Source organism: Pseudomonas kairouanensis, assembly GCF_004682055.1.
Taxonomy (GTDB): domain Bacteria; phylum Pseudomonadota; class Gammaproteobacteria; order Pseudomonadales; family Pseudomonadaceae; genus Aquipseudomonas; species Aquipseudomonas kairouanensis.
Genome location: NZ_QUZU01000023.1, coordinates 45,753 through 58,100, shown reverse-complemented (window position 1 = coordinate 58,100; position 12,348 = coordinate 45,753). Strand labels below are relative to the sequence as shown.

Below are 12,348 nucleotides of genomic sequence, written 5' to 3'. Positions count from 1 at the left end.
GGCTTTTTTACGCTTACTCGGTGGTCAGTACACCACGACGCACCTGGTCACGCTCGATGGATTCGAACAGCGCCTTGAAGTTGCCCTCGCCAAACCCATCGTCGCCTTTGCGCTGGATGAATTCGAAGAACACCGGGCCCATCAGGGTTTCGGAGAAGATCTGCAGCAGCAGGCGCTTGTCGCCTTCAATGGATGAACCATCCAGCAAGATACCCCGCGCCTGCAACTGATCCACGGGTTCGCCGTGGTTCGGCAAGCGGCCTTCGAGCATTTCGTAATAGGTGTCTGGCGGCGCGGTCATGAAGCGCATGCCGATCTTCTTCAACGCATCCCAGGTCTTGACCAGGTCTTCGGTAAGGAACGCTACGTGCTGGATGCCCTCGCCGTTGAACTGCATCAGGAACTCTTCGATCTGCCCTGCGCCCTTGGACGATTCTTCGTTGAGCGGGATACGGATCATGCCGTCCGGCGCGCTCATGGCCTTGGACGTCAGGCCGGTGTATTCGCCCTTGATATCGAAGTAGCGCGCTTCGCGGAAGTTGAACAGTTTTTCGTAGAAGTTGGCCCAATAGGCCATGCGCCCGCGATACACGTTGTGGGTCAGGTGGTCGATCACCTTGAGGCCGGCGCCTTGCGGGTTGCGGTCCACACCTTCGATAAACACGAAGTCGATGTCATAGATCGAGCTGCCTTCCCCAAAACGGTCGATCAGGTACAACGGCGCACCGCCGATGCCCTTGATGGCCGGCAGGTTCAGTTCCATCGGGCCGGTTTCGATATGAATCGGCTGGGCACCCAGTTCCAGCGCGCGGTTGTAGGCCTGTTGCGAGTCCTTCACGCGAAACGCCATGCCGCACACCGATGGGCCATGCTCGGCCGCAAAATAGGAGGCGATGCTGTGGGGCTCGTTGTTGAGGATCAGGTTGATCTCGCCCTGGCGGTACAGGTGAACGTTCTTGGAGCGGTGGGTCGCGACTTTGGTAAAGCCCATGATCTCGAAGATCGGCTCCAGGGTGCCGGGGGTTGGCGAGGCGAACTCGATAAATTCAAAGCCCATCAGGCCCATTGGGTTTTCGTATAGATCTGCCATGGTGGCACCTCATCATTCTTGTCATAAACACAGGGTTAGTTGCGAGCAAGGATGAGGTTGGAGGGTGGCGCACAGGAAAGGCCTCGCACGCTGCGGGCGAGGAAGTCACCAAAGATGAGGGGGGAGCCCAATAGCTTCATGGTTGCATCAGTCTCTGACGGCCGAGGCTTGCGTGAGCGCAAGTCCATATTCTTGTATGCGTAAATCGATTCTACACAGCGTAACAGCGTTTGTCCGTACTCTTATCAAATGCCTATTGCCTCGGGCGGCGCAAGGGGTTCGTGGTCGGGCCGACCACAAGCACGATACGGGCAGGTCTGTCAGTTATAGCGGCTGTTCGTAATGGCGGGCAATGGCGTGGTCGTCGAGGACGATAAAGCGCAGAACGCCAGTCCCCGCCGGGTGGGCGGACTGGCCCTGCAGCGGCAGAACCAATGTGGTCTTGGGCGGGATCATGGGAGGGTCATCGTTCCGGTAGTCCACGCCGGCGACGCGCCAGGCTACCTGGGATAACGTGACGTGATAGACGCTTTCGTTGCGTGCTTCCAGTTGCAGCGGGCTATGGCTCAATACCCGCCACTGCAAGGGTGTGCGTGATGTGGGCAGCGCCTCGGGACGCAAGAACAACTTGATCCGCGTACGAAACGCCAGGTTCAGGTGATTGCCGCTGGGCGTCGGGCGGATGCTCAACACATTCAGCCAATACACCGATTCCTGGTCAGTGGCCATGCCCTGCCCTTGCGCAGGGTGAAACGCAACGCGCAAGGCCTTCCCCTTGCCGGGCTCGAGACGCAGCATCGGCGGCGTGACGCTGAACGGCACGTCACTGTATTCCGGCGGCAACCTGGCATCCCCGTTGTCGATCCACACTTGGACCAGCCTAGGAGTATCGGCAGGGTTGGTCAGTTGGACGCTGACTTCTCGACTGGCTGCCGGATAAAGGATGCGGGTACGGTCGATGACCACATCCGCCATGGCGTTGCAGGCGAGCAGGCAACACAGACTGAGCCCTCTCATCGATAACTCAGGGTAAACGTGGCCACGCCATTTGCCGAGCCCGGTTTGATAACGGGCAGCGTCTGAACATAACGCGCCGTCAGGGCAATTTGAAACATGCCGTTATCGGCGCTGCCCGCTGCCCATTGGTTCAGGTTGCCCACCGCACTGGAGTCTTCGCCATAACTCAGCAGTTGCGCACCGTGCAGTAGTTGCAGGGCGACACCCGAGGCAGTCGATGTGCCTGTAAGGGTCAGGCGGTCACTGCGATTGGCCGGCGCGGTCTGATCAGTTAACGTCACCAGTACATCCACGCTGGCCCCGGTGCCGCCCGCACATTGCAGGGTGATGGTATCGGTGGTGGCACCTGCTACGCTGCCAACGCCCCTGAACGCGCGCGCGGATATTTCTCCAAGACCCATCGTCAGCGACGGTGTTGACACCATGCATGTAGGTTTTCGGGGTGGGCTGATCAAGGTGTTGCCGAGGGCGATATCATGGGTGGCGCTGGCGGTGTAGACGTTGAATGAACCAAGCGTAGAGGCCGGGATCATTCCGCCCTGAATAACGCCAGTGACGAAGAAATACACCCGTCCACGCACGCCCCAGGAGCGCATGCCAGGGTTGACATGAGCGCGTAACGTCGTTATTCCGCTAACACCGTAAAAGGGCCCGCCATCGCGGTCCTGGACGACCATCCCTATGCCGACGCCGGTCACACCACTTCTGTAGACCGGTACAGAGACGCCTTGGGCGGGCAAACTGTAACCAATATAAAGAAAGTCTCTAGAAAACGTCATGAACGACCAGTAGTCGATGGACACATTGGGGTCATAGGTACATACCAAGGCGTTGGGTAAATCGAAGGGGTAGCCGTTGGGATTACCCAGCACTTGCATCAAGACCGGGTCGGCCGGCACATCGATCGGCGGGATCGGCAACACCGTAGGCGGGCCGGGATTGCAGGTCGCTCTGGCCTGGGCGCTTTCAGCCACGAGCAGGCCTGCAATCGCGACAAACAACCAACCGAGCGACCTCATGGCAGCCTCGCTTCTGACTCAGGCCGGGTGATGCAACGCCCTTCCAGCAGGTCGGCTTTGGCTTGCCGCGAGCCAGACTCGGGGGGCGGTAGCCAATAATCGATATAGCAGCGACCGGATGGGCCTTCACTCCATACAACGGTCAGCCTGCCGCTATCGGCAACACCCCGTACGAACACCTTGCTGGCCTGCCCTACCACGCCGACCTCCAGGCCCTGTTCATCCAACACCTGGGCGGCGAATGGCAGCGGCAGCCCACTGTCGCGCAACGCCTTGACCACCACAGCGCGGCCGTTCAGGGTTTCAAATTGCAGTAACGACACAGCGCCCAGGGTGGGCACCACATGTTGCACCGACTCCTTGAGTTCAACGTCCATCGCCATGCCACTGGGGTCGAGACTGATTACGTTGTCATGGAAGGCCCGCAGCGACGGCACCACGCCATAGCCGCTGGTACCAATACGTGCCCCGCTGGTGTGACCAAGCATTGCACCCCCGGCGCCCGGCGCTTGTACCAATGCGGCGGCCTCCCCCAGGCTTTGTGACCAGGTAATGCCATCCCCATGGGCGATCACGCCGCCCTCGGTACTGAATGACAGCTGGCGCGTGTCGTGCGCCTGGGCGTAGCCCGCACGCAACTGGCCCGCTCGGGTGCGCACGCCGGCGTAGGCATTCACGTTATTGAAGGCGCCTTGATTGGTGCGACTGCGACTAGCCGACACCCCGTAATGACCTTGGGCATTCTCCCCCAGCAGGCCGCTGATCCCCAGTTGTTGCTGGCTCGCGCGATGGTCACCGCGGTCGCGGGCCACTGAACTGGTCAACGACGGTGAATTGGGGCTACCGCCCAACGGCATGGACAGCGTGAGCATCAGGCGATTATCCAGGCGACCGCGTTGGCCGATACGGCCGAAGAACACGTCGTCGCTGTGCTCCCGATCGGACAGAAATCGGCGCGTGTCTTCGATGCGCGAGCGCTGGGCAGAGAGGTTCCACGACAGTTTTCGCCAACTGGCACCGTAGCTGACGGTGAATGAGGTTTGCCGGCCATCCTGGCGCCGCCAAAAATCCACGGAGCTGCCATAGAGGCTCAGGGTGCCGGGGCCGAGCTTCTGACTGATAGAAAGGTCGACCCGGCTTTTTGGGCGGGCAAAGTCCTGCACACTACGTTGGCTTCGCGCTCGCGCTTGCAAGGTCAGTGCATCGTTGAGCCCCAGGTAGCCACGGGTGGAGTAGCGATATACCCCCAGCACAAAGTGCGTGCCCGTGCCTGGCAGGTTGTGATTGTAGCCAAACCCCAGGCTGCGCCCCCCAACGCTGCCCTGCCCCGGTAACTGTGTGGTTGAATCACTCAGATCAAAGGAAAACGCACCCACGGAAGTCCCCATGGCCACCCCGAGCTTGCCCAGCGAATGGCCTTGGGTCAGGGAGCCGCCGCCATACAGCGTCCAGTGATTGCTGATGCCCTGGGCCAAGGTGGCTTGAAATACCAGCGGGGTATTGGCCGACTGCCCATACCGGCGAACCTGCCCCAGGTTCAACTGATACTTGCGGCTGTCCAGGCGCAACAGCTGGGGTGCCACCGACCAGGGCACCACAAAGGTGTTGCGGCGCCCGTCCACCTCAGTCACGCGCACGGTCAGCTCACCGCCGTAGCCTGTGGCGTACAGGTCGCTGATCACGAATGGCCCGGGGGCCACGGTGGTCTCGTACAGGGTGTAGCCGTTCTGGCTGATGGTCACGGTGGCGTTGCTGTCGGCAAACCCGCGTACCTGGGGCGCATAACCTTGTTGGGATTGAGCCAGCATCCGCTCATCGCTCGCCAGGCTGACCCCGCGCAGGCGTATGCCCTCAAGGATTTGCCCGCCCGTGAAGCTGTCGCCCACAATGAGTTGCCCCTGCCATGGCGCCAGGCTGCGCTGCAGATAGGTGGCTGTGTTTTGATAGCGTTGCAGCCCGGAGCGGGCATTCCAGGCTTGAGCGCCTTGGTGACGCAAGCGCCAACTGCCCAGGTTGACACCGCCGTTGAGTCCCAGATAACGACGACCCTCACCTTCACCCGATAAAGGTGCGGAAGCACTGAAGGTATAGTTGAGCAGCCCTGCATTGATGCCTTCGTCCCAATACGCAGGGTCGACGAACCCTCGCACAGTGCGGTTGAGGTGCGCCTGGGGAATGCTCACGGTCCACTCCAGCGTACTGGCGTCCACGTGGCTGCTGGCAAGCGGGAGCCACTGCTCCAGGGTTGGGCACTGCACCTGCGCTGAGGGTTGGCTGAGCAGCAGGGCTTCCAGGTTGACGCCGAGGGTTTCCAGGGTCTCCAGATCCACGCAGGGCACGGCGTCGTTGGCGGCATCCATGGCCACAAACTCAAGGGTTCGCCGGCCTTTACGCTGACCGTTGAGCACGATGTCGACGCGATGAACGCCAGGACTCATCAGGTTGCGCAGGTTGAAGCGCGACATGTCCACGTCGGTCGCCACCTGGCTGCTGAAGGCGTGCAGGTCAAAGTTAAGGGACGGCGCGCACAGGCCTTCTGAAGTGGTCAGCATTGCACCGACCAACCCACCCACCCACTCAGGCCTGTTCATTTCAGAACCGCAGCGAGGCACGCTGCGGCGCGGAAAACGCGCCGTAATCATTGATGAACTTGAACTGCACCTGCGCATCTGCCGAAATCACTGCAGCCTTGCTGCGATGCACAGCCAGGGTCAGGCTGGCGCCTGGTGCAACCATGCCGGTTTCACACGGCAGCAAAGGCGCATCGACGCGCGTGCCGGTTGTGAGGGCGACTTCATTGAACGTGACGTAATAGTTGGAGGCGTTGTGCACCTGCAACTGTGCCCCCTCGGGGCCCTGTTGCAGGCTCCAGCGCAGTTGGTCGATGGCCTGCTCCGGCTTGCCTGGCAACTTGTCCGGGCGGAAGAACACTTTGGTGCGGATGCGAAAGGCGAAGCGCAAGTAGTTCTGCCCTGCTTCACCCAGAACCGGGCGGGTCGGGATAGTAGGCGGCACCTCCAGCACATTCAGCCAAAACAGTGATTCACGATCCCCTGGCAAAGGTTCGCGGGTGTAGACCAGGCGCATGGCCTGCCCCTTGCTCGCATCAATGCGAAACACCGGTGGCGACAGACTGAACGGCACATCGCTGGCTTCGGGCCCTGCTGGCTTGTCTGCCCGCTCGATCCATGCCTGGACCAGGCGCGGGGTGGTTGGATCGTCGTTGGTCAACAGGATGGTGATTTCGCGCTGGCGTTCGGGGTAAATATGACGAGTCCCCGTGACAATGATGCCCGCCATGACAAAGTCGCACATCAGCAAAGCGACTACGGCGCACGCTACACGGCGCTGGGATGGCTTGCCTAGGACATTCATCCTGCCCTCCTGCCCAAGACCTGCTCAGGGAAATGTCACGGAGTACTGCACGCTGGTGTTCACCAGGCCAGGCCCGGCAGGGCCACCTACCGCAATGTACTGCGCGGCAAAGGGCAGCGTTGCGGTGCCGGCGGCATCGATCGTGACCGATGTGGAAGGAGCGCCGAGGCTCAGGTTGATCTGCCGGCTAGCCGTGACATCAATAATCTGCACCTCGACATTGGCCGCCGCCGACGTGGTCGCCTGATTGACCAGGTTACCCGTGGCGGTGCTGATCGCCGGACTGCTGCGTTCAAACAGCACGGCAACCGGTTGTGGCGGGCAATTGGTGCTGCCACCGCCGATATGAATGAAAAATGGCTTATAGGCCGCCACCGCATTTTCCGCGTTGAGTGCGGAAGCCTGTACACGATCCAGTACTATCGGGAAGCTTGCGGCAGTACCGGGTGTTGCGCTGTTGCTGCCACTGACGGTGCAGGTGGAGCCCTGGATTTCACCCGTGATGGTGATAGTCCCATCCGCCGCCATAACGCAACCCGATGCCATTAGCATGAGCGCCAACCATCTGCTCTTCATGATCGATACCTCATCGAAGCAAAACTGACGGTTCGATCTTAGGTAACTATTCTGACGGCGCCTACTGACCAAACGGCTAGGTAGGCGAGCTTATTTGCACCTGGCCCTCTATCATCGTTCCATCCCCGTTACAGGCTGGCTCCTTTATGCCCCTAACCGTCACTGGCCCGCGAAAACGCGTCACGCGCTACCTGATCACCGCCCTCAGCGGTTTGCTCCCTGTTGCCCTGGGGGTGGTGATCTTGCATTGGCAGGCCGAGCGCACGCTGCAAAAAAGCACGGCCCAAACGGCCCAGGAAGCCATACGCCAATTCGACCTGATGCTCGACAACACCGCCCTCGCCGCCCAAACCTTGCTGCCCCTGGCAGGCCAACCCTGTGATGACAGCGCGCAGTTGGCGCTGCGCGAGCAGGTCACGCGCCGGCCCTTTGTACGGGCCACCACACTGTCCTGGCAGAAGAACATCTATTGCAGCTCGTTGTTCGGCAGCCACTACGAATCGGCGGTGAACCCCGATGACTACGTGGACGGCCAGTTATGGCTAATGAACGGCAACCCGGTTACACCGGATACTGCACTCTTGGTCTATCGGCTGGTGGACGGTGATAAAGCCGCGTTTGCCTCCATTGACGGCTACCACCTGACCAACGCCTTGCGCCTGATCAGCCCTTACGCGCATCTCATCCTGCAAGTCGGCCCCCATTGGCTGGACGATAGCGCCAAGGTGCACAGTTCGGCCGTGCCCACATTCGCCGTGGCCCATCATCACCTGGCTTCCGCGCGTTACCCCTACAGTGTCGACGCGGGTATGCCGGCGGGCGAAGTGTGGCGATACATGCAGGACCGTTACCCGGCGATGTTCAGCCTGCTGGTGTTCTTTGGTGGCTTGGCAGGCCTGTTGGCACACTGGCTGCAAAAGCGTTCCTCAGCGCCCACCCATGAGTTGCAACGCGCGCTGGGGGCCAACGAATTCATTGCGTATTACCAGCCGGTGGTGCGTGGCGATACCGGTGAATGGGCCGGATGCGAAGTGCTGATGCGCTGGCAGCATCCCAAGGAAGGCCTGGTGCGCCCCGACCTGTTTATCCCGCTGGCCGAACATTGCGGCCTGATCGTACCGATGACGCGTGCGCTGCTGCGTCAGGTCGCCGCTCAACTGGCGCCCCATGCCACGCGCTTGTGCCCAGGGTTCCATATCGGCGTGAATATCACCGCACGCCACTGCCAGGACCTGGACCTGGTTGAGGACTGCCGCGAGTTTCTCGCGGCCTTCCCTCCCGGCCAGGTCACCCTGGTGCTGGAGCTGACCGAGCGCGAGCTGATCGTGCCCACCGAGATCACCCGCCGCTTGTTCGACGCCCTGCATCAACTGGGGGTGATGATCGCCATCGATGACTTTGGCACTGGCCATTCAAGCCTTGGTTACTTACGCAACTTCAATGTGGACTATTTGAAGATTGACCAGAGTTTTGTCGCCATGATCGGTGCCGATGCACTATCTAGGCATATTCTGGACAGCATCATAGAGCTGTCCGGCAAGCTCGACCTGGGCATCGTCGCCGAAGGGGTTGAAACAGCACAGCAGCGTGAATACCTGGTCGCCCAAGGCGTGGATTTCCTCCAGGGTTACCTGTTCGCAAGGCCACTGCCCTGCGATGAATTCATTAAATCCCTGGCCACCCATTGATTAGTCATGCACTAGAGACGTTGAAATAATGTTGTTTAGACAAAAGACGTGATTTACTCATGGCAGATTAACTACTACAATTTTTCCTGCCTGTGCAGAACTCGCAGGACGACTTCTTTCTTGAGTCGCCTTAAAGCTCTTGGCTTATAGCTTTGTCTGCAGTTGATATCAGCCAAATACACTATTGGAGTACAGATTTTGTCCAGACTCGCCGAATTTCGCGCAGCAGAAAAAGCCCTTCAAGAGCAGCTCGCCCAGCTGGAGTCCCTGAAGAACGATGCCGGCCTGAAGAAAGAAATCGAATTTGAAGAAAAGCTTCAAGCCTTGATGAAGTCCTACGGCAAAGGCCTGCGGGACATCATCTCGATCCTTGATCCTAACCCGGGCAAGGCCAGCGCCTCAGCTACTGCCGCCCCGAAACAGCGTCGCGCACGCGTGGTCAAGGTTTACCAGAACCCTCACACTGGCGAGCTGATCGAAACCAAAGGTGGCAACCACCGTGGCCTCAAGGCCTGGAAAGAACAGCACGGTGCCGCCACTGTTGAATCTTGGTTGCGCAAGTGACCTGAACGCACTAACAAAGAGCCCCGCATTCGCGGGGCTTTTTTATTTCAGCGTTCGAAACCGAACTTAAATAACATTTCATTTTGTTCAAAATCGACGCAAGCAGCGTATTCAAAGTTCCAGGCTGTCGCGCACTGAACGGACTTCATCCTTACTCGCCTCGTACGCTTGCGCTTGGCCTGCGTAAGAAAAAACATAGGCTTTATCGGCGTCAACAGCACCCACCAATGTTTGCGACAACACATGCCGCCCGTTTTCGGTAATCACGCAAGTAGTTTCCAGCGCATCAAGACGACTGAGTGTTGTCGGGTGCATTTTGCTGCAGACACTTTGATAACCGCCCTGGGCAAAATCTTTCTGAATGGACTTGCGCATCTCCAGCAACACACCTTGTAGATTAACGGTATGCCCGGCCTCAATCGGTGTGGCGGTCAACTCCATCACCATCAGCGTCGCGCCGTTTTCATCATTCTTGATGGCTCGCTGGCGGGACACCGGTTGGGGTTGTGCCGGTGCCTGGTCATCGGCTACCACTTCCTCGACTTGCCAGCCACTGGGCCAATGGACCTGCGGGTCCGTCGCCCACACGAGCGGACTGGCCAATAGCAAGCACACAGCGGTCAACAGCGATATACGAAATTCGATCATGTGCGAAAAACACCCAAGGTTCAGGCTGCAAAGTCTGAGGCCCGCCCCCGCTGGTCGCAAGGCCTGCGTGGCCTTTTTCATTTGGCGCAGCGCGCAGCCCTTGCGTATCATGGCCCGGCTGCACGGATGCCAGCCGCACGCCAAGGGACCGCCCGTACTTACCCCATTTTTCTGGAGGGCCCATGAGCCTGCACGAATTGAACACTTTCCCGGGCGTTACTGCCCAACCTGATACCGCCACCTCGAACTTCGTGTTCAACCACACCATGCTGCGGGTCAAGGACATCACCAAGTCGCTGGACTTCTATACCCGCGTGCTGGGTTTCTCCCTGGTTGAAAAGCGCGACTTCCCGGAAGCCGAATTCAGCCTGTACTTCCTGGCTTTGGTGGACAAATCCCAGATCCCGGCCGACGCCGCCGAGCGTACCCAATGGATGAAGTCGATCCCGGGCATCCTGGAACTGACCCACAACCACGGCACTGAAAACGATGCCGACTTCGCTTACCACAACGGCAACACCGACCCGCGCGGTTTTGGCCATATCTGCATTTCGGTGCCGGATATCGTCGCTGCCTGCGAACGTTTCGAAGCCCTGGGTTGCGACTTCCAGAAGCGCTTGAGCGATGGCCGCATGAAAAGCCTGGCCTTCATCAAGGACCCGGATGCGTACTGGGTCGAAATCATCCAACCAGCGCCGCTGTAAACGAAAAAACCCCATGATCGCTCATGGGGTTTTTCATTTACCGGGCCGAATTTACGCCGGGGCGGACGTACGGATCAGGTGATCGAATGCGCTCAGGGAAGCTTTGGCGCCCTCACCCACTGCAATCACGATCTGCTTGTACGGCACGGTCGTTACGTCACCGGCGGCGAATACACCTGGCAGTGAAGTCTCGCCACGCGCATCGACGATGATCTCGCCACGGGGCGACAGCTCCACGGTACCTTTGAGCCAATCGGTGTTAGGCAGCAAACCGATCTGTACGAAGATACCTTCCAGATCCACAGTCTTGAACTCACCGCTGTCGCGATCCTTGTACGCAAGCCCGGTGACTTTCTGGCCATCACCTTTGACTTCGCTGGTCAGCGCGCTGGTGATCACGTCCACGTTCGGCAGGCTGTAGAGCTTGCGCTGCAACACGGCATCGGCGCGCAGCTTGCTGTCGAACTCAAGCAAGGTTACGTGGCTCACAATACCGGCCAGGTCGATGGCCGCTTCAACGCCAGAGTTGCCACCGCCAATCACGGCCACGCGTTTGCCCTTGAACAAAGGACCATCGCAGTGCGGGCAGAAGCACACGCCCTTGGCCTTGTATTCCTGCTCACCCGGCACGCCCATTTCACGCCAGCGGGCGCCGGTGGCCAGGATCACGGTCTTGGACTTGAGGGTCGCACCGCTTTCAAAGCGAACTTCGTGCAACTCACCGGCCTTCTTCGCCGGGATCAGGGCACTGGCGCGCTGCAGGTTCATGATGTCCACGTCGTATTGACGGACGTGAGCTTCAAGGGCGCTGGCCAGTTTCGGCCCTTCGGTTTCCTGTACCGAGATGAAGTTCTCGATGGACATGGTGTCCAGCACTTGCCCACCGAAACGCTCGGCGGCAACACCGGTACGAATGCCTTTGCGTGCTGCGTAGATTGCAGCGGCAGAACCCGCTGGGCCACCGCCGACGACCAGCACATCAAAAGCCTCTTTGGCGCTGATTTTCTCGGCGGCTTTTTCGATACCGCTGGTGTCGAGCTTGGCGAGGATTTCTTCCAGGCCCATGCGGCCCTGGCCGAAGTTCACACCATTGAGGTACACGCTCGGTACCGCCATGATCTGACGCTCGTCCACTTCAGCCTGGAACAGCGCGCCATCGATGGCGACGTGGCGGATATTCGGGTTGAGCACGGCCATCAGGTTCAGCGCCTGGACCACGTCCGGGCAGTTCTGGCAGGACAGCGAGAAGTAGGTCTCGAAGCTGAACTCGCCTTTGAGGGCGCGGATCTGTTCAATGACTTCGACACTGGCCTTCGACGGGTGGCCACCGACTTGCAGCAGGGCCAGCACCAGCGAAGTGAATTCATGACCCATGGGGATGCCGGCGAAACGCAAGCTGATCTCGGCACCCGGGCGGTTGATGGAGAACGACGGCTTGCGCGCATCATCACCATCGGTTTTCAGGGTAATCAGCGTGGTGAGGCTGGTTACGTCCTGCAAAAGGGCAAGCATTTCCTGGGACTTCGCACCGTCGTCGAGGGAGGCGACGATCTCGATCGGCTGGGTGACCCGTTCCAGGTATGACTTCAACTGAGCTTTAAGATTGGCGTCCAACATACGGGCGATTCCTTTTGATTCGGTAAAAAAAACGCCCGAGCGAATCTCGC

11 protein-coding genes are annotated in these 12,348 nt (G+C 59.5%); 3 read left to right on the top strand and 8 right to left on the bottom strand.

Annotation, left to right across the window (positions count from 1 at the left end):
- Positions 1–13 precede the first annotated feature (13 nt).
- The 6 genes from hppD to DYL59_RS18370 all read right to left on the bottom strand — a co-directional run bounded on the left by hppD (position 14) and on the right by DYL59_RS18370 (position 7,077).
- Positions 14–1,090: a 4-hydroxyphenylpyruvate dioxygenase gene (gene hppD / locus DYL59_RS18395; protein ID WP_135290440.1), complete on the bottom strand. Its 1,077-nt coding sequence runs from the start codon at positions 1,088–1,090 to the stop codon at positions 14–16.
- 324 nt (positions 1,091–1,414) lie between these two features.
- Positions 1,415–2,107 carry a fimbrial biogenesis chaperone gene (locus tag DYL59_RS18390; protein WP_135290439.1) on the bottom strand — a complete coding sequence of 231 codons (693 nt, stop codon included), beginning with the start codon at positions 2,105–2,107 and terminating at the stop codon, positions 1,415–1,417.
- On the bottom strand, positions 2,104–3,126 hold the full coding sequence (locus DYL59_RS18385) for a fimbrial protein (protein ID WP_135290438.1): 1,023 nt from the start codon (positions 3,124–3,126) through the stop codon (positions 2,104–2,106). The genes DYL59_RS18390 and DYL59_RS18385 overlap by 4 nt, the downstream gene beginning before the upstream one ends.
- The gene (locus DYL59_RS18380) at positions 3,123–5,717 is read right to left on the bottom strand and encodes a fimbria/pilus outer membrane usher protein (RefSeq protein ID WP_167496693.1); all 2,595 of its coding nucleotides are present in this window, start codon (positions 5,715–5,717) and stop codon (positions 3,123–3,125) included. Before DYL59_RS18380 ends, DYL59_RS18385 begins: the two co-directional genes overlap by 4 nt.
- A 1-nt stretch (position 5,718) precedes the next feature.
- Positions 5,719–6,501 carry a fimbrial biogenesis chaperone gene (locus tag DYL59_RS18375; protein WP_135290436.1) on the bottom strand — a complete coding sequence of 261 codons (783 nt, stop codon included), beginning with the start codon at positions 6,499–6,501 and terminating at the stop codon, positions 5,719–5,721.
- A gap of 24 nt (positions 6,502–6,525) precedes the next feature.
- Entirely contained in the window at positions 6,526–7,077 is a 552-nt protein-coding gene (locus DYL59_RS18370; protein ID WP_135290435.1) for a fimbrial protein, read from the bottom strand.
- A gap of 146 nt (positions 7,078–7,223) precedes the next feature.
- On the opposite strand from DYL59_RS18370, the gene DYL59_RS18365 reads away from it, so the two are divergent.
- Positions 7,224–8,765 carry an EAL domain-containing protein gene (locus tag DYL59_RS18365; RefSeq protein ID WP_135290434.1) on the top strand — a complete coding sequence of 514 codons (1,542 nt, stop codon included), beginning with the start codon at positions 7,224–7,226 and terminating at the stop codon, positions 8,763–8,765.
- Between the two features lie 198 nt (positions 8,766–8,963).
- Entirely contained in the window at positions 8,964–9,329 is a 366-nt protein-coding gene (locus tag DYL59_RS18360) for a histone-like nucleoid-structuring protein, MvaT/MvaU family (protein WP_135290433.1), read from the top strand.
- 111 nt (positions 9,330–9,440) lie between these two features.
- Here DYL59_RS18360 and DYL59_RS18355 read toward each other — a convergent pair whose 3' ends face one another.
- The gene (locus DYL59_RS18355) at positions 9,441–9,977 is read right to left on the bottom strand and encodes a DUF4946 domain-containing protein (RefSeq protein ID WP_135290475.1); all 537 of its coding nucleotides are present in this window, start codon (positions 9,975–9,977) and stop codon (positions 9,441–9,443) included.
- A 182-nt stretch (positions 9,978–10,159) separates the two neighbouring features.
- On the opposite strand from DYL59_RS18355, the gene gloA reads away from it, so the two are divergent.
- Entirely contained in the window at positions 10,160–10,681 is a 522-nt protein-coding gene (gloA, locus tag DYL59_RS18350; protein ID WP_135290432.1) for a lactoylglutathione lyase, read from the top strand.
- Positions 10,682–10,732: 51 nt separating this feature from the next.
- Here gloA and ahpF read toward each other — a convergent pair whose 3' ends face one another.
- Positions 10,733–12,298 (bottom strand): alkyl hydroperoxide reductase subunit F, encoded by a 1,566-nt coding sequence (ahpF, locus tag DYL59_RS18345; protein ID WP_135290431.1) that lies wholly within the window; start codon positions 12,296–12,298, stop codon positions 10,733–10,735.
- Positions 12,299–12,348 lie beyond the last annotated feature (50 nt).

Bases quoted from the DNA above. Each gene is read 5' to 3' on its own strand.
- hppD (WP_135290440.1), bottom strand. From the start codon at position 1,090: ATGGCAGATCTATACGAAAACCCAATGGGCCTGATGGGCTTTGAATTT.
- DYL59_RS18390 (WP_135290439.1), bottom strand. From the start codon at position 2,107: ATGAGAGGGCTCAGTCTGTGTTGCCTGCTCGCCTGCAACGCCATGGCG.
- DYL59_RS18385 (WP_135290438.1), bottom strand. From the start codon at position 3,126: ATGAGGTCGCTCGGTTGGTTGTTTGTCGCGATTGCAGGCCTGCTCGTG.
- DYL59_RS18380 (WP_167496693.1), bottom strand. From the start codon at position 5,717: ATGAACAGGCCTGAGTGGGTGGGTGGGTTGGTCGGTGCAATGCTGACC.
- DYL59_RS18375 (WP_135290436.1), bottom strand. From the start codon at position 6,501: ATGAATGTCCTAGGCAAGCCATCCCAGCGCCGTGTAGCGTGCGCCGTA.
- DYL59_RS18370 (WP_135290435.1), bottom strand. From the start codon at position 7,077: ATGAAGAGCAGATGGTTGGCGCTCATGCTAATGGCATCGGGTTGCGTT.
- DYL59_RS18365 (WP_135290434.1), top strand. From the start codon at position 7,224: ATGCCCCTAACCGTCACTGGCCCGCGAAAACGCGTCACGCGCTACCTG.
- DYL59_RS18355 (WP_135290475.1), bottom strand. From the start codon at position 9,977: ATGATCGAATTTCGTATATCGCTGTTGACCGCTGTGTGCTTGCTATTG.
- gloA (WP_135290432.1), top strand. From the start codon at position 10,160: ATGAGCCTGCACGAATTGAACACTTTCCCGGGCGTTACTGCCCAACCT.
- ahpF (WP_135290431.1), bottom strand. From the start codon at position 12,298: ATGTTGGACGCCAATCTTAAAGCTCAGTTGAAGTCATACCTGGAACGG.